The organism is Elusimicrobium sp. An273 (assembly GCF_002159705.1).
Taxonomy (GTDB): domain Bacteria; phylum Elusimicrobiota; class Elusimicrobia; order Elusimicrobiales; family Elusimicrobiaceae; genus Avelusimicrobium; species Avelusimicrobium gallicola.
Map to the genome: position 1 here is coordinate 118763 of NZ_NFJD01000003.1, position 16975 is coordinate 135737.

Consider the following 16975-nt stretch of genomic DNA (forward strand, 5'->3'; position numbering starts at 1 on the left):
TGAAAAAAACAATTTTTATCGTTTTTTGTGTTGTACTCCCCTGTCTTGCGTTCTGCACGGAAAGCTATACAACGTCCTGCTCTTACAGAATGTCAAACCAAAACAACACCTGCCTCTCCTGGAAAACTGCTAAAAACGAGGAAGGTTCCTATACTACTTCTTGCATAGAGAGAACCTCCAACGAATATAAACCCTGCTTCTCATACAAAACCATCCAAAATACGGACGGTTCTTACACGACATCCTGTGTGTACAGGACTTCTAATGAATTTCTCCCGTGCTTTACCTGGAGCACCACTAAAAATAATGACGGGTCTTACACAACCACCTGTTCCTTCAGATCTTCTAGCGAATCGCGTACGTGTTTCGCCTGGAAAACCACCAAAAACGACGACGGTTCTTACAGAACCTCTTGCTCGTACAGGACTTCAAACGATTTCCAAATGTGCTCCTCTTGGGAAACGACTATTAACTAGCCGACATATTTGTTTCGTTTTTGCCCGGCCTTATACGCCCATTTTTACCCATGCCGGGGTCATGCAGCCGAAATGCCTGTAGTACGGGCCGGCAACTTCACCGTTTTTCACATTCATCTACTGCCTGTGGCGGCGGCAGATCTTTCCGTACGGGGCCCGCTTACAAAGGGCAGAAATGCTTTTTTATTTCCAAAAGCTTATTTACTATAATAAAAGTATGGAACCCATTAATTGGCGGGAAGTATACGCCCGCACAAAAGAGTTTATCAAAACCTCGCTCAAAAAATATTCCGTTTTCCTGCTGCGGCTTACGCCCCACCAAAACATTGCTCAAGCCGTGCTTTCCTACACTTTGCTGGGGTGGATTTTGCTTTCGCTGCCGTTTATGAATACGACGGACGTGTCGTTTATTGACAATTTATTCACTTCCGCCTCGGCGGTATCCACCACGGGGCTCAGCAGCGTCAATTTTGCAGAATCGTACACGTTCTTAGGTAAATTGGTGGTTTTACTGCTTATTCAAATCGGCGGGGTGGGGTATATGACTTTTTCGTCGTTTTTATTTTTATCCTTTTCTCAACACCACCGCCTGCGCAAAAGCCAGCAAGAAGCTTTAGCGGCCGAGGTTTCCCTGCCCAATACGTTAAAATTGTCCGACTTCCTTTGGGCGGCCATCGTTTTTACGGTTATTGCCGAAAGTATTGGCGCGGTGTTCTTATTTAACTACTTCCGCCACCACAGCTACGGCCTGTTTGACGCCGCTTGGTACAGCATTTTTCACAGTGTATCGGCTTTTTGTACGGCAGGGTTTTCCTTATGGAGCAACGGCCTGGAAAATTTTGCGGACAGCAAAACCGTCAATATCGTCATTTCCGCTCTCTCGCTGGCCGGCGCCATCGGGTTTATTGTAGTAACGGATGTGTTTAACTTTATCCGCCGCAAAACCAAAGAAATTACCTACACCACCAAAATTATTATCGTCATTACCGCTTGTTTAGTACTCTTTGGCACGGCAACTTTGTTTATTACTACCCCGGGCATTACCCTGTTGGAAGCGTTCTTCCAAGCCGTTACCGCCATGACCACCGCCGGGTACAATACGGTCAACATTGGCGGATTATCGGCCTGTTCCCTGTTAATTTTAATTTTTCTAATGAGCATCGGCGGTTCCCCTTCCGGCACGGCAGGCGGTATCAAAACCACCGCTTTTGCCAGCGTGCTGGCCATTACCTACAACCGCCTGCGCCTCAATACCCGCGTAGAATTTTTGGGCCGCCGCATTCCGCTGGTGCGCCTGTATGCGGCCACGTCTACTTTAATGATCTATATCGTATCGTTGTTTACCAGTATTTTCTTACTTACCTGGACGGAAGACCTGCCCTTTCTAAGCCTGGCTTTTGAATCGGCCTCCGCCTTGGGCACCGCCGGGCTTTCTACTGGCGTTACCATGGAGCTTTCCGTACTGGGCAAGCTGATTATCATCTTTACCATGCTGGTGGGCCGCATTGGCGTAGTAACCTTCGGCATGGCCCTGTTGGGAACGGATGAGGACGACAACGACGAACAAGACGAAAAACCGGCCGAACGGGAAGACGTGGCCATTTAACCCCAAGGAGAACCCTCTATGAAATTTTATTTAATCAGTTTAGGCTGCCCCAAAAATTTAACCAACAGCGAAGAATTTTCCGCCCGCCTGCTGGCCAAGGGGCATAAAATGGTCTTCTCGCCCGAAAAAGCGGACGAAATTATCATCAACACCTGCGGCTTTATTGCTTCCGCCGTCAAAGAAGCCAAAGAAGAAATCTGCTACGCACTGGATTTAAAGCAAAAAGGAATCGTCAAAAAAGTAGCGGTAACGGGCTGCTTGGTAGAGCGGTTTAAAGAGCAGGTGGAAAAAGAATTCCCGCAGCTGGACACGATTTTTTCCATTGCGGCCCAAGAAAAAGTGGAAGACGCCCTCAAACACCGGGGCACCCTGCTGGCGCCGCTGCCCAAAAAGCTTTGGCTTCCCGAATACAAAATGAGCCTTACAGCCCCCCATACGGCCTACTTAAAAGTGGCCGACGGCTGCAACAACCGCTGCGCCTACTGCACCATTCCGTTTATCCGCGGCAATTACCGCTCCAAACCGATGAACGAAGTACTGCAGGAAGCCAAACTGATGATTGAAAACGGCGTAAAAGAAATTTCGTTAATTGCGCAAGACACCACGTCCTACGGCATAGACCTCTACGGCAAGCCCCGCCTGCTGGAACTGCTGGAAAAATTATTGAAATTAAAAGGCTTAGGCCGCCTGCGCATTATGTACGGCTACCCGCACCGCGTAACCAAAGAAATTGCCAGGCTGATTGCGTCTACCGACAAAATTTTTCACTATATAGACATTCCCCTCCAGCACATTGCCGACCCGGTGCTTACCCGCATGAACCGCCATTGCGACGCGGCGCAAATCCGCCGCACGCTGGATATGCTAAAGACGGAAGTGCCCGATATTTCTCTGCGCACCAATTTTATTGTAGGCTTCCCCGGCGAAACGAAAAAAGACTTCAACGAACTTAAAAAATTCGTCAAAGAATACGAATTTGACAATATGGGCGTATTTGAATTTTTCCGCGAGAAAGGAACAGCCGCCTATGGGATGGAGCAAATTCCCGCCCGCGTCAAACACGAGCGCGCCCACGAACTGGAAGAAGTGCAAAGCCGCGTGATAGACAAAATCAATAAACGCTTGGTAGGCACGGTGCTGGAAGCCATTGCCGACGGGCCCGATTTTGGCCGCACGTATAAGGACGCCCCGGATATAGACGGCAAAGTAACTTTTACCCGTCCGGTGGAAACGGGCAGCATCTTTAAAGCGCGCGTGGTAGCCGCCCAAGGATACGAACGCGAGCTGGAACCGATTGAATAAACAAATCTAAAAACAAAACCCCGCTCCTAAGCGGGGTTTTGTTTTGCTATCTTGACTTAAAAATTCAGACTGTCGCTTGGAACATTCTCTTTTTGAAAAGTGTAACAACTCGCCGTTTCTAACCCATTATTCCCCGGATTAAACGCTGTTTTTTCAGTAAGATACAAGGAAGGAGCTTTTATGCCGCATACCTTAAAGTGGTTCCGTCCGGGGCGGATAATCGTCGTAAACGACAAAATGCAGCAAGAGTATTGCTACCGGCTGACGGCATTGCCGGGGCAAAGGACAGAGCCCCGCTTTACGCCGCAAGTATCGCCCGCGCAAATGCTGGCCTGGGGAGTGTTTGAAGGGCATTACCTAAACGATTGCCAAGAAGAATTTTCGGCGGAATGGTTTGCCCGGGCCCGCCAAAAGCTCTCTCCGCTCCGGCCCGATGAAACCAAAAACTGCTTTGGCGTAAAATCCCGCCTGCCGCGCGGGGAATGGCTAAAGCACGGCTGGATTTTGCCGTTTGACCCCGACCCAAGGGGCTAGTTTCAATGGTATTGCCGGTATTGGCTGGGAAGGCGTCTGGCCAACGTGGACGACAGGCAAATCAGGCGTTGGGCCGCCTTTGCCCGCCACTGCGCGCAAGTGGTAAAAAATTGCCGCCCCGGAGATTTAACCTGCCGCAAGCGCCAGCGGCAGGCTTTGTTGCAATGGGCGTATAATCCATTTATTGAACGTTACATCTGGTTGGTAAGCGCCGTTACAATAACGGAAGTCCAGGCGATATCCAGCGGTTCGGTCAGTTCTTTGGAATTTTGAAAATCTTTTTCAAACAGCCGTTCCGTCAACTCCGCCACAAAGGCAGGGTCGGAAATTCCGAGGCTCATTTCTTTATTGATGTAGAGGCTCATTTTGTCAAAATTCGCCGTTCCGATAACGGCCCATCCGTCGTACACCGCAGCTTTGACGTGGCTCATCCCGTTATAAAAATACACCCGCACGCCGTTTTTGAGCAGTTTGTTGGCCATGGCCCGGTTGTTCACGTCCATAATACCCACATCGTTTTCGCCGGGCAAAATTACGCGCACGTCCACCCCCCTTCCGCGGGCGTCAATTAGTTCCTTGATAATGCGGTCGTCGGAAAAATACGCGTTTTGAATATAGATGCGTTTTTTGGCGCGGCGGATGGCTTCGCGCTGGGCGTCAAAAATTTCGGAATCGTTGGGTTTGGTGTACATCAGCCGCACGTCTATCATTCCCGGCGCTTCGCGGTTTGCTTCCCGCTGGCGCTTGCTAAAGAGCTTGCGGTACGCCGCCGCATAATCGCCCCCCCAGCCCGTAAAAGACCAGTTTTCATAAAATGTTTTTACCAGCCTTCCCACCACCGGCCCCTGCAGGGCCACCATCATATCGTGCCACGTATAGCGGTATTCCTGCCCGATATTCATCCCACCCGTATAGGCCAGTTTGCGGTCTATAATATACACTTTGCTGTGGTCAAACGTTCCCCACGGGTTTAGGTGGGTGCGGGCCTTGGCTTTGGAATCTTTGCGCAGATACGACGTAATATACTTGGGCATAATAAATGTTTCCGAAGTTTTAAGCTCCGGATTCTTGCCCGAATTTAATACCGTATTCAGTTCGTCTACAATCACGCGCACGTCTATCCCTTCGTTGGCGCGGGCTTTCATCACGTCGGCAATGGAAAGGCCGTAGGGATCGGCCATAAAAATATATACGTTGGTAAAAATGCTTTCTTGTGCCCGCTGCATGGCCAGCATAAAATGCGGAAAGAATTCTTCCCCGTCTATCAACAGCGTTACAAACGCTTTATAATTTTGCCTGCTGATTTTTTTGTCCAGCCAGCGGTTAAAATCCGCCAAATCCATTTCTTCGCCGGAGGCGTTCAGCGGCGGCACTTCTTTTAAATCCCACGCATGCGGCGGCAAGGCCGCGTATACGGTGGATGTGCCAAACGCCGCCAGACGGTGCACAGTGGTAAAGGGCGCTTTTAAAGTGCTGAACAAATGGCTTTTTACAAAAAAGGAATATACAAACGCCGTGGAAAAGCCGAGGGAGGTCATTTCCTTTTTTACTTCGTAATAATCCGGCAGCTGGAGTTGGACATTAGCGTTTTTGGCAGTATCCAAATAAATAAACGGCGAGGCGGGCACCCCGTCCAACCGCAGCAGAAACCGGGTGTACGGCTCCCCGGTGGCCGCCACCATTTTTTTGAGCTGTTCGCTGACCAGCACGTCAAACTGGCGGGCCTCAATATGGCCTACAATTTCAATGTCGCCCGGAGCGTCTTTCAGCTGCACCAAGTCCGGCGTACCGTCCGCCCGGCGAAGCAGTACCGTTTCGTAATTTTGAATAAAAAGCAACACGCCCTGCCCCTGCTTGGGCGGAATGAGCGGCTCAATGGTGCGCCTAAGCACATCCGTCCATTCTCTTCCTACAATAACCACGCGGCGGCTGTGGTCTAACTTCTCCGGATTTCGAACCAGCCGCGGCAAAAGCGGCACAATGTCCACATTTCCTTCGGACTTGGCGGCCGTTAAATCGGCGGTAAAGAAAAAACTTTCCCCTTGGTAGTCGTATTGAATATACAGCGTATGCCCGCTTAAAAAAGCGTCCGCCGGCTCCACTTCGTGTGCCGCCACCCGGCGCAGGGCCTCCTGCTTGCGGGCATTGTGCACGCACGCACCTAAAGAAAAGCACAAAAAAACACACACCAACAAACGCAGCTTACGCATCCGGCGGCTCCTTACGAAAAAAAATTTATTTTAAATAGGGTTTAATTTCCTGATACACCCGCTCGGCCACAATTTCATAGCCGGCACCGTTGGGGTGCACCATGTCGGACTTATACTGCCGCTTATTAAAAATGCCTTTCAATATCTCCGGCACAAATACCGCTTCTTTCTGCCGGGCCATCTCTTTATACGCTTGGGTATAGCGGCCCATGCCCGGGCCGCCGGTGTCTATAATCACGGCAATGGCGCCCGCTTGCTGCACGGCGTCCACAATCTGCCCCACTGCCGCCACGGCCGTTTCCATACTGCGCCCCTGCATATAATCGTTGGCGCCGAACTCAATCAGCACCATATAGGGGTTTTGCTCCAGCACATGCGCCAGGCGGGAAGGCGCGTGGGCGGCCGTCTCGCCGGAGAGGCCCAAGTTCACCACTTCTCTTCCTATTTTTTTAGACAGAAAATCCGGATACGCCTCTCCCTTCGGCGCACCATAGCCGGCGGTCAGGCTGTCGCCAAACGCCACCACCGTACTTCCGGCATTATTTACATTTTTTACAGCAGGCGTATCTTTCATAAAATAATATACCGCCCCCGCCGCCAACAGCAGCACAATCCATTTTTTCATCAAAATCCCCCTCGTTTTATTATAACACACCCGCCGTTTTCCCGTACGCGCGTATGAAAAAGGGTTGACTTTTGTTCCCTTTATTATAGAATAAGAGTATGAGAAAACCACTAACCAAAGCCGAAGAAACCGCCTTATTGGATGCTGCCCAGGCAGCACGTGAAAATTCTTATTCCCCCTACTCCAAATTTAAAGTGGGGGCTGCCGTCTTGACGGAAGACGGACGGATTTTTACCGGCACCAACATTGAAAACGCTTCCTACGGGCTGACCGTCTGCGCGGAGCGCAATGCCATGTTTGCCGCGGTAGGCGCGGGCCAGCGCCGCATGCGGGCCTTGGCGCTGATTACCCAAAAACTGCCGGGCATGGCGTTCAACTCGCCCTGCGGGGCCTGCCGGCAGGTGATGAGCGAGTTTATGCCGCCCAACACGCCTATTTTGATTGCCGTGCTGGACAATAATAAACGCACGGTGTACCGCAAACAACTGCGGGAGTTGATGCCTTTTCCGTTTGACAAATTTTCAGCAAAATAACTGCGCGGCGTATGCCGCGTATTTTTTGGGGGATTTATGACACAAACCACCTACAAAGGTTTGCCCGCTTGGACGTTGGAAAACAACGCCCTGCGCGTAACGTTCCTGCCCGGCTACGCCTGCAAAATGGCTAGTTTGATCAGCCGCAAAACGGGCCGCGAGTTTTTATTTCAATCCGCGCAAGACACCCTGCGCGTGCCCGCATACGGCGCTTCGTTTGCCGACTACGACTCCAGCGGCTTTGACGAGGTTTTCCCTTCCATAGACGCCTGCCCCTACCCGGACGGTTCTTTCCGGGGCACGCCCATTCCCGACCACGGCGATATTTGGGCCCTGCCGTGGGAAAGCGTCTGCTCGCCGGACGGCAAGGCCGCCAAAGCCTTTGTAAAAGGCCCGAAACTGCCGTATATTTTCTCTAAAACCATTACGCTAAAAGACAATGCAGTTCAGTTGGAATACTGCGTGGAAAATACTGCCGAGGAAGATTTTAAATTTATCTGGACGCCCCACTGCCTGCTGGCCTGTTCGCCCGCGACGCGCCTTTTGGTGCCGGAAAATTTAAAACAAGTCATGTCGGTGGAACACTCCACCAAGCGCTTGGGCCCGTGGGGCACGCTGCACTCCTACCCGCTGACGGTAGACGTGCGCGGCCTGAAATTGGATCTGGCCGCCACGGAACCGCGCACCGTGCGCAACTGCGAAAAATTTTACTTTACCGAGAAAAACACCGCCGGCTGGTGCGGCATCGAACATACCGACACCGGCGAAAAACTCATCTACAACTACGACGCCGACAAAGTGCCGTATCTGGGCGTGTGGAAAACCCAGGGCGGCTACCGCGGCGATTACAACCTGGCGCTGGAGCCCTGCACCGGCGTGTACGACGATTTATACGTGGCCTCCAAAATCCGCCGTGCGGCCGTCATCGGCCCCAAAGGCCGCTATGAATGGACGTTTAAAATGACGGTAGAATAACATTTACTTCGGGCCGGTACATCCGCCCAAAAGGGGAGAAGGGTATGAATCAACAAGCATTAAGAAGCAAATTCAACGAAGTGTTTAAAAAAGAAAAACTATACTTTTTTGCACCGGGCCGCGTAAACTTAATCGGCGAGCATACCGATTATAACGGCGGGCATGTTTTCCCCTGTGCGCTTTCGTTCGGCACGCACTGCGTGTTCTGCAAGCGCGACGACCGGAAAATACGCCTCTACTCACTCAATTTTCCGCAACAAGGCATTATTGACGCGGATCTCGACAATCTTTCCTACGATAAAAAACAAGACTGGGCCAACTACCCGCTGGGCGTCATTAAAACCCTGCAAAACCACGGCTACAAAATAGACCAAGGATTTGAGCTGATGTACTGGGGCGATATTCCCAACGGGGCGGGGCTTTCTTCCTCGGCCTCTATTGAGCTGGCCACGGCCGTAGCGATGAACACCGTATTTAAACTGCTCATCCCGCCGGTGGAACTGGTGAAATTATGCCAAGAAGCCGAAAACAAATTTGTAGGCATGAACTGCGGCATTATGGATCAGTTCGCCATTGGCATGGGCAAAGAAGGGTGCGCCGTTTTGCTCGATTGCAATACGCTGGAATATGAATACGCCCCGCTGGATTTAAAAGGCATTTCCATCGTGATTATGAACACCAACAAACGCCGCGAACTGGCCGACTCCAAATACAACGAGCGCCGCGGCGAATGCGAACGCGCGTTAAAAGCGCTGCAAACCCAGCTGCCGATTAAATCGTTGGGCGAGCTGAGCATAGAAGAGTTTGAAAAGAACAAAGATTTAATCACCAACCCCGTTGAGCGCAAACGCGCCAAACACGCCGTGTATGAAAACCAACGCACGCTGCAGGCCGTGGAACGATTAAAAGCGGGCGACGTGGCAACCTTTGGCAAACTGATGAACGAGTCCCACATTTCCCTGCGCGACGACTACGAAGTAACCGGCAAAGAGCTAGACGCCTTGGCCGAAGCCGCCTGGCAGCAGAAAGGCGTGCTGGGCGCGCGGATGACGGGGGCCGGTTTCGGCGGCTGCGCCATTGCCCTAGTCAAAGACGAAAACCTGAAAGATTTTATTGATAACGTAGGCAAAATCTACCGGGAAAAAACCGGCCTGACGGCTGATTTTTACATTGCTTCTATCGGCGGCCCGGCCCGCCCGGAAGAAAAGATGTACTAATTTGTTATTTTACAGGAGATTTTTATGAAAAACATTTTGGTAATCGGCGGTGCGGGGTATATCGGCTCGCACACCGTAAAGATGCTGGCGCAAAAAGGATACAATCCCGTTGTTTTTGACAATTTGTCCAAAGGCCACCGCGAGGCCGTAGCCAACTACCCCTTTGAACTGGGAGACCTGGGCGACAAAGCCCGCCTGGCGGAAGTGTTTAAAAAACACCAAATAGACGCCGTGATGCATTTTGCCGCCTTTATTGAAGTGGGCGAAAGCGTCAAAGAGCCGTCCAAATACTACCACAACAACGTAGCCAAAGTGCTTAATTTGCTAGACGCTATGGTGGAACACGGCATTAAATACTTTGTGTTTTCCTCCACCGCCGCCACATTCGGCGAACCCGTCAAAGAAAAAATAGACGAAACCCACCCCCAAAACCCCATCAACCCCTACGGCAACACCAAGCTGATGGTGGAAAAAATGCTCGCCGATTTTGACACGGCCTACGGCCTTAAGGCCACGGCCCTGCGCTACTTTAACGCCAGCGGCGCCGACGATTCCGGCGACATCGGCGAATCCCACACCCCCGAAACGCACTTAATTCCCATCGTCCTGCAAGCCGCCGCGGGCAAACGCCCTTGCATTAAAATGTTCGGCAACGATTACCCCACCCCGGACGGCACCTGCATCCGCGATTATGTACACGTAAACGACTTGGCGCGCGCGCATATTTTGGCGCTTGAAAAAATGTTTAAAGACAACGTCAGCGAGCGCTTCAACCTGGGGAGCGGAAACGGATTTTCCGTAGCTGAGCTCGTCAAAGAGGCCAAACGCATTACCGGGGTGGATTTTAAAGTGGAAGTGGCCCCCCGCCGCGCCGGAGATCCCGCCGTGCTGGTGGCCGACAGCGCCAAAGCCCAAAAAGTATTGGGCTGGAAACCCGAATACAACCTTACGCGCATCATTGAAACGGCGTGGAATTGGGAACAACACCGCAAATTTTAGGAGCCCGTATGGATATTAACCTGCTGATAGATCAATTAATCGCTTTTGCCGTAAACGAAAAACTCCTGCCCGCGCGCGACCGCGCCTGGGCGGTAAACCAACTGTTGGATATTCTGCATTTATCCGACTATACCCCCAGCGGCTTTAGCGGCAAAACGCCGCCCTATCCGTGTGAAATTTTAAAAAATATCTGCGACTGGGCCGCCCAACAAGGCTTCATCTCGCCCGACACGGTAACCATGCGGGATTTGTTTGACACCAAGCTGATGGGCGTGTTTGCCCGCCAGCCTTCGGCGGTAACGGACGAATTTTTTGCGCTCTATAAAAAAAGCCCCAAAGCCGCTACCGATAAATTCTACCACGACGCCCGCGCGCTGGACTACATCCGCACCGAACGCGTGGCCAAAAACCTGGCCTGGAAAGCCCGCACGCCTTACGGCAGCTTGGATATTACCATCAATATGTCCAAACCGGAAAAAGACCCCAAGGACATCGCCGCCGCCCTTACGGTAAAAGCGTCTTCTTACCCGCCGTGCCTTTTGTGCAAGGAAAACGAGGGCTACGCCGGGCGCGTGAATCATCCGGCCCGCCAAAACCTGCGGCTGGTGCCGCTGGATTTGTTAAAAGACGGCAAACCGTGGTATCTGCAGTATTCGCCGTATGTGTATTATAACGAACACTGCATTTTCCTCTCCGACCGGCACGAACCGATGAAACTGACCCGCAAAAGTTTTGAGCGGCTGCTTAATTTTGTGGATTTTCTGCCGCATTATTTCATCGGCTCCAACGCCGATTTGCCCATCGTAGGCGGCTCTATTTTGACGCACGACCATTTCCAAGGCGGGCGGTATGTGTTTGCCATGGAAAAAGCGCCGGTGGAGCAAACCTTTAAACTTAAAAAATTCCCGCGCGTGAAGGCGGGCATCGTCAAATGGCCGATGAGCGTCATCCGCCTAAACGGCTCTAAAAAAGACCTTATCGAAGCCGGGGAATACATCCTTAAAAAATGGCGCACTTACAGCGACCCCAAGGCGGATATTTTAGCCAAAACAGGCGACACGCCGCACAACACCGTCACGCCCATCGCCCGCCGCCGCGGCAAGGCCTTTGAGCTCGACATCGTGCTTCGCAACAACCGCACCACGGAAGAATTTCCGATGGGCATTTTCCACCCCCACGCCGAAGTGCACCATATTAAAAAGGAAAATATCGGCCTGATTGAAGTTATGGGGCTGGCGGTGCTGCCGGCACGGCTTGCCAAAGAATTAAAAGCCTTGGAAGCGCCGCTTATCAAAAAAGATCTGGCCGCCATTTGGAAAGACGAAAGCCTTTCCAAACACGCGCCTTGGGCGGAAGAACTGCTTAAAAAATATGCGTTTACCGCCAGGAACACGGCCGAAATTCTGCGCACCGAAGTGGGCAAAGTGTTTGCCCGCGTGTTGGAATACGCCGGCGTATACAAACGGACGCCCGAAGGCAAAGCCGCCTTTGAGCGGTTTATTAAAAAACTCTAATCGGCCCGCTATCAAAAACCCCGTCTTTTTAGACGGGGTTTTTGTATGCAAATTTCTTTTGGCTATTTCTCCACAGTCATGATAAGGCCCCATTTTTTGTATTCCCCGCTGTTTGGTACGACTCTAACACCCCTTTTCATCTCCGCAAAAGCTGGCTAAACGTAAAATACAGTTGACATCCGTATCTAAAATTTATAGAACAAAATATAGAACAAAAAAAATCGTTAAAGGAGGCCGCGATGAAAGCCCTGCACCCCAAGCAAGCCGAACTGTTGGAAATTTTAAAGGCCAACATCTCCGATCCGTTGACGATGGAAGAATTGGCCGACCGCTTGAATTTAAGCGCCAAAAGCGTGGTGTTTCACCACATTAAGCAGTTGGAAAAGAAAGGCTACTTAAAACGCAACCCGGCCAACCCGCGCGACTATATTATTTTAAAAGACCCGGAGAAAAACGTCATTTATTTAAAAATGTACGGCATGGCCAAATGCGGCCCGGAAGGCACCCTTTTAGACGGTACCCCCACGCGCATTGTGCCGGTGGATCCCAGTATGATTTATTTTCCGGCCTGCAAAGGCTTTATGGTGGAGGCTAAAGGCGATTCCATGCAAACGCTGATTGCCCCGCACGATTGGCTGATTGTGGAGCAAAACCATAGCCCCAAAAACAAAGATGTGGTGGTGTGCGTAAACAACGGGGAAGTAATGGTCAAACGTTTTACCAAAGACGGCGAAAACGTGATTTTACAGTCCGAAAATCCGCAGTATAACCCCATTATTGCAGACCGGGATTCCTTCCACGTGGAAGGGATCGTGCGCAGCATTATCAAGCGCAGCGTCAGCTGTTAGTTTTCCTGCTTGTTCCGGGCGCCGAAACCCGGGGCAATTAGTCGTAACCTCACCGGGGCCGCTCGCAAAAAAGCGGCCCCGGTTTATTTGCTCAAAGGTCTCCCTCCTGCGGCATTTGTCAGGCCCTTTTAGCCGTTCACGCCAACATTGCGCCCAATTCCCGTGCATAAAAAAAGCCCCGCCAAAGCGGGGCTTTTTAAAAACATCAAATTTATTCTATGACTAGGAGCGAACGTCCGTCTTTCTCTTCCGAATAGGGATCCAGCTTGTTTTTGCCGTCCACCACATACAGGAACTTGTAGGTGCCCGGAGCGATAGACAAAGTGGTTTCCCAATAATCGCCGCGTTTTTTAAGCGGTTTGGGTTTGGCCATCGTAAACCCGCTGACGACGGAAACTTTGTTCCCTTCGCCAAACCAGCGGAAGGTAACCCGGCGGTATTTGCTCTTGGGGTTTACCTTAACAACAATGCTTTCCTTCTTTTCCTGCGCGGCCGCCGGCTGGGTTTGTTCGGCCGGTTTTACTTCCGGCTCTTTTACCGGGGCAGGCTTGGTTTCCAGTTCTTCGTTGGAAACAGGCGCCGCCGCCACCGATTCTACCACAATCGCTTCCGTGCCGGCTACCACATCCGTTTCCGAAATTTCAGGGACTTCCACCACTTCGGTTTGTTCAACCGTGGCCGCAGCGGCCGGCGCGTCAAACAAACGAGCAGAAAAGTGCTTGTAGAGAAAAAACCCGAACACGCACAAAAAAATGATATCTACGATAATCAAAAACAGCCACAAATCTTTGTTTCCGGCCGGTTTAATGTCCAAATCCAGGTTTTCGTTTTCCATAATTGTTCCTGATAAAAAAAGCGGGCGAAGGGAATCGAACCCTCGTCTAAAGCTTGGGAAGCTTCCATTCTACCATTGAACCACGCCCGCATAGCGGATACCGCACATTTATTTTAGCAAAGTTTTGTCCGTCTGTACATACCTTTTGCCAAAAAATTATTTTATAGGCAGCTGCCGGATAAACGCCAACGCATCTTCTTTGGAACGGACTTTCCCTTCCACCTGTGCCAGCGAAACGGCTTCTAAAATTGCGCCGATTTTGGGGCTGGGCGGCAGGGAGAGGGCGTCCATCACGTCCCGCCCGGTAATCAGGCGGGCGGGAGCGATTTTTTTAGGCGTATCAAAAAATTTTTTAAATAACAAAGACAGCACCTGCATATGCCGCAGGGTTTTGCCGATATTGGCCGTTTTTTGCGCTTGGGCGATTGTCATCATCGGCAGGGCGCTTTTGGGCATAATGCGCCGCAGCTGGGCGTCCGTTACATAGCTGGCGTAATCGGCCCAGCACAAAAGAAGCATCGGAAGGGCGGCCTCGCCCAAGTCGCGAAAAAAGTGATAGGCGCCCCGGTCGGTAATAACGTCGTTGCTGGCTAGGTTGGACGGGCGCAGATGCTCGCCAATCATCGCACAAATAAGCCGCATATCCGCCCGGCTGTAGTGCAGCCGCTCCAGCACGGTTTTGGCCATTTTGGCGCCTTGTTCTTCGTGATAAAAAAACCGCAGGCGGTCGCCCATTACTTTAGCCGTAGCCGGTTTGGCGATATCGTGCAAGAGCGCCGCCATTTTATAAAGCGGCTTATTGCGGGCGTACGGCGCCAGTTTTTTAGCGTATTTGGGGAACGCTTTTGCCAAGTGATCCAGCAGGTATTCCATCCGCTGAAACACGGCCAGTGTATGCTTTAATACGCCGCCTTTGCCGTAATACACTTCCGCACAGGTGCGCTGGGCTTCCAATTCCGGGAAAAGAGCCGTCAGCAACCCGCATTGATCCATTACCCGTAAATTTTCGTACGCTTTAGACGTGGCAAACAGGCGGTCTAATTCTTCATGCACGCGTTCGCCGGCGGAGCGGACAATCAGGGCATGGTCTTTTTTAATTTGCAATAAGGTGCGCTTGGAAATCGTAAACCCCAGTTCCGCCGCCGAGCGAAACGCCCGCAGCATGCGCAGGGGATCGTCTTTGAATACGTGCGGATGATTGCGGTCAATTACCTTGGCGGCCAAATCGTCCAGCCCGTGGGAAAAGTCCACAATTTCTTTTCGGCGGATTTTTTTAAGAAGGATATGCGCCGTCTCGTTTTTGCGCGGCGTGATGACAATCTGGGGAAGCGCCGCCACCGGATAAGCAAGCGCGTTAAACGTAAAATCCCGGCGCAGCAAATCGGCCTTTAAATCTTTTCCTTGGTAGGCGGTTAAATCAATTTGAATTTTTTCTTTGTGGGTAACTACCCGCCAAACGCCCAGTTCGGCGTCCATTTCAAACACGGCCGCTTTGAGACGGCGGCCCAAGGCTTTGGCGGCGGCGGGTACGTCGGCCGCCGGCAGCGTGATGTCTATATCCGAAGACGGCCGCCGCAGCAAACTGCTGCGTACAATGCCCCCCACATAATGGGCCTGCGGCATCACTTCTTTTAGAATCTGCGCCAGCTCAAGCAACGTGTTCCTCCGCCGCGGCCGCCCCGCGGGCAGCCAGTTTGGCTACGGCATCTTTGCGCAGTTCGCGTTTGAGTACTTTGCGAAGCGCATTTTTGGGCAGCGCGTCCACAAATTCAAAATCGCGCGGGCGTTTGTAATTGTCCAAATGCGTTTTCAAAAATTTTCTAAATTCGGCCTCGTCAATCTGGGCGCCTTCTTTTTTAACGGCATAGAGTTTTACAAACTCGCCGCCGCGCCCGTCCGGCACGCCGATGATGGCGCATTCTTCAATGCCCGGGTGCTCGCAGATGACGGCTTCCACCTGCGCCGAAAATACTTTCAGCCCTTTGATGATGATCATGTCTTTCTTGCGGTCTTTGATGAAAATAAACCCGTCATCATCCACTTCCACGATGTCGCCCGTTTTAAACCAACCGTCTTCGGTAAAAGCGTCGCGGGTGTCTTTTTCGTTGCCCCAATAACCGCGGAAGACGTTGGGCCCTTTGATGCACAGCTCGCCTTCTTTGTTGCGGGGCACTTCGTTGCCGTCGTCGTCCAGCACAATGGTGCTGACGGCCGGAATCGCCGGGCCGACGGATTTGATTTTTTGCAGTTCTTCGGTGTTGACGCTGACCACCGGGCTCGTTTCGGTCAGGCCGTATCCTTCCAAAATCGGCACGCCGATTTTTTCTTCAAACCGGTCTTTAATTTCCTGCGTCAGCGGCGCCGCGCCCGACACGGCAAAACGCACATTCTTAAACGGCCAGAACCGCAAATACAGCCGCTTGAGGCCCTTGGCTTCCTTGGAAAGCACCGCATAAATCTGCGGCACCGCCAAAATGACGGTTACTTTTTCCGCTCCCATCGCGCCCAGCCATTTGCTGGCGGGCATGACGTTGGCCACAATGACCACTTTTAAATTTAAATACATCGGGATGACGACGCACGTCGTCCACGCGAACGAGTGGAACATCGGCAGCAGGCACAAGAAGCAATCGTCGTCGGTAATTTTAAAAATTTGTGCGCAGGAAATCACGTTGGAAGCCAAATTGCCGTGCGTAAGCATGGCGCCTTTGGGCAGGCCCGTGGTGCCGGAAGTGTAGAGAATAAAAGCCAAGTCCTCCAGCCCCGCATTGGCCGAGGCCGTTTCTTCGTGTACGGTGGATTTTTCAATTTGCTCCCAAAAAAGCTGCAGTTTGGGGTTGCCCGCTGCGGAAGAGGGGATTTCGTCCGTGGAAAAGATATATTCCACCGTCGGTAGCTGGGGCAAACATTTTACATAGTGGCGGATAAACTCCGCCTGCGTGACCACCGCTTTTGCGCCGGCATTGTTTAAAATGTATTCAATTTCTTCCGGCTTGGTAACCATAAAATTCATGGGAATGCATACCGCCCCCAATTTATACAGCCCGAAATTGGCCACCACCGTATCAATGGCGTTGCGGTGCGCCACGGCCACGCGGTCGCCCTTGCGGATGCCGTGTTCAAAAAACATATCGGCGGCGCGGTCTACCTGCATTAATAATTCGTGATAAGAGACTTTTTTTTCGGTGCCGGCTTCCACCAACGCAATTTTGTCCGGAAAGCGGAAAGCACTGTCAGCTAAAGCGGTATACAAATCTTTACGGCGAATCATAAGCACCTCTTGATGATAGGGTTGTTTCCT

At 51.6% G+C, this 16975-nt stretch carries 14 protein-coding genes and 1 tRNA gene; 9 read left to right on the forward strand and 6 right to left on the reverse strand.

Annotated elements, in window-relative coordinates:
• Positions 1-693 precede the first annotated feature (693 nt).
• The 3 genes from B5F75_RS04805 to B5F75_RS04815 all read left to right on the forward strand — a co-directional run bounded on the left by B5F75_RS04805 (position 694) and on the right by B5F75_RS04815 (position 3918).
• Positions 694-2082, forward strand: coding sequence for a TrkH family potassium uptake protein (locus tag B5F75_RS04805; protein ID WP_158093779.1), 1389 nt, complete (start codon positions 694-696; stop codon positions 2080-2082).
• Positions 2083-2100: 18 nt separating this feature from the next.
• Positions 2101-3384 (forward strand): 30S ribosomal protein S12 methylthiotransferase RimO, encoded by a 1284-nt coding sequence (gene rimO, locus B5F75_RS04810; protein ID WP_087288516.1) that lies wholly within the window; start codon positions 2101-2103, stop codon positions 3382-3384.
• Positions 3385-3564: 180 nt separating this feature from the next.
• Complete coding sequence (locus tag B5F75_RS04815; protein WP_204201207.1) at positions 3565-3918, forward strand: hypothetical protein; 354 nt, start codon at positions 3565-3567, stop codon at positions 3916-3918.
• Between the two features lie 191 nt (positions 3919-4109).
• Here B5F75_RS04815 and B5F75_RS04820 read toward each other — a convergent pair whose 3' ends face one another.
• Together B5F75_RS04820 and B5F75_RS04825 are read right to left on the reverse strand one after the other, a co-directional pair.
• The gene (locus B5F75_RS04820; protein ID WP_087288518.1) at positions 4110-6128 is read right to left on the reverse strand and encodes a phospholipase D-like domain-containing protein; all 2019 of its coding nucleotides are present in this window, start codon (positions 6126-6128) and stop codon (positions 4110-4112) included.
• A gap of 25 nt (positions 6129-6153) precedes the next feature.
• Entirely contained in the window at positions 6154-6753 is a 600-nt protein-coding gene (locus B5F75_RS04825; protein WP_087288521.1) for a GDSL-type esterase/lipase family protein, read from the reverse strand.
• 98 nt (positions 6754-6851) lie between these two features.
• Between B5F75_RS04825 and cdd the strand changes: the two genes are divergently transcribed.
• The 6 genes from cdd to B5F75_RS04855 all read left to right on the forward strand — a co-directional run bounded on the left by cdd (position 6852) and on the right by B5F75_RS04855 (position 12839).
• On the forward strand, positions 6852-7286 hold the full coding sequence (cdd, locus tag B5F75_RS04830) for a cytidine deaminase (protein WP_087288523.1): 435 nt from the start codon (positions 6852-6854) through the stop codon (positions 7284-7286).
• 36 nt (positions 7287-7322) lie between these two features.
• Positions 7323-8261, forward strand: coding sequence for an aldose epimerase family protein (locus B5F75_RS04835; RefSeq protein ID WP_087288525.1), 939 nt, complete (start codon positions 7323-7325; stop codon positions 8259-8261).
• 44 nt (positions 8262-8305) lie between these two features.
• Positions 8306-9478: a galactokinase gene (locus tag B5F75_RS04840; protein ID WP_087288527.1), complete on the forward strand. Its 1173-nt coding sequence runs from the start codon at positions 8306-8308 to the stop codon at positions 9476-9478.
• A gap of 24 nt (positions 9479-9502) precedes the next feature.
• Entirely contained in the window at positions 9503-10477 is a 975-nt protein-coding gene (gene galE, locus B5F75_RS04845; RefSeq protein WP_087288529.1) for a UDP-glucose 4-epimerase GalE, read from the forward strand.
• Positions 10478-10485: 8 nt separating this feature from the next.
• The gene (gene galT / locus B5F75_RS04850) at positions 10486-11991 is read left to right on the forward strand and encodes a UDP-glucose--hexose-1-phosphate uridylyltransferase (RefSeq protein WP_087288531.1); all 1506 of its coding nucleotides are present in this window, start codon (positions 10486-10488) and stop codon (positions 11989-11991) included.
• A gap of 239 nt (positions 11992-12230) precedes the next feature.
• On the forward strand, positions 12231-12839 hold the full coding sequence (locus B5F75_RS04855) for a LexA family protein (RefSeq protein WP_087288533.1): 609 nt from the start codon (positions 12231-12233) through the stop codon (positions 12837-12839).
• A 211-nt stretch (positions 12840-13050) separates the two neighbouring features.
• Here B5F75_RS04855 and B5F75_RS04860 read toward each other — a convergent pair whose 3' ends face one another.
• From B5F75_RS04860 to B5F75_RS04875, 4 genes are all read right to left on the reverse strand, one after another.
• The gene (locus B5F75_RS04860) at positions 13051-13674 is read right to left on the reverse strand and encodes a hypothetical protein (protein ID WP_087288534.1); all 624 of its coding nucleotides are present in this window, start codon (positions 13672-13674) and stop codon (positions 13051-13053) included.
• Between the two features lie 19 nt (positions 13675-13693).
• Positions 13694-13764 (reverse strand) — tRNA-Gly (locus tag B5F75_RS04865).
• A 66-nt stretch (positions 13765-13830) separates the two neighbouring features.
• Entirely contained in the window at positions 13831-15330 is a 1500-nt protein-coding gene (locus B5F75_RS04870; protein ID WP_087288536.1) for a tRNA nucleotidyltransferase/poly(A) polymerase-related protein, read from the reverse strand.
• A complete protein-coding gene (locus B5F75_RS04875) occupies positions 15323-16945 on the reverse strand; it encodes a class I adenylate-forming enzyme family protein (RefSeq protein WP_087288539.1) in 1623 nt (540 codons plus the stop codon). Before B5F75_RS04875 ends, B5F75_RS04870 begins: the two co-directional genes overlap by 8 nt.
• Positions 16946-16975: the final 30 nt, after the last annotated feature.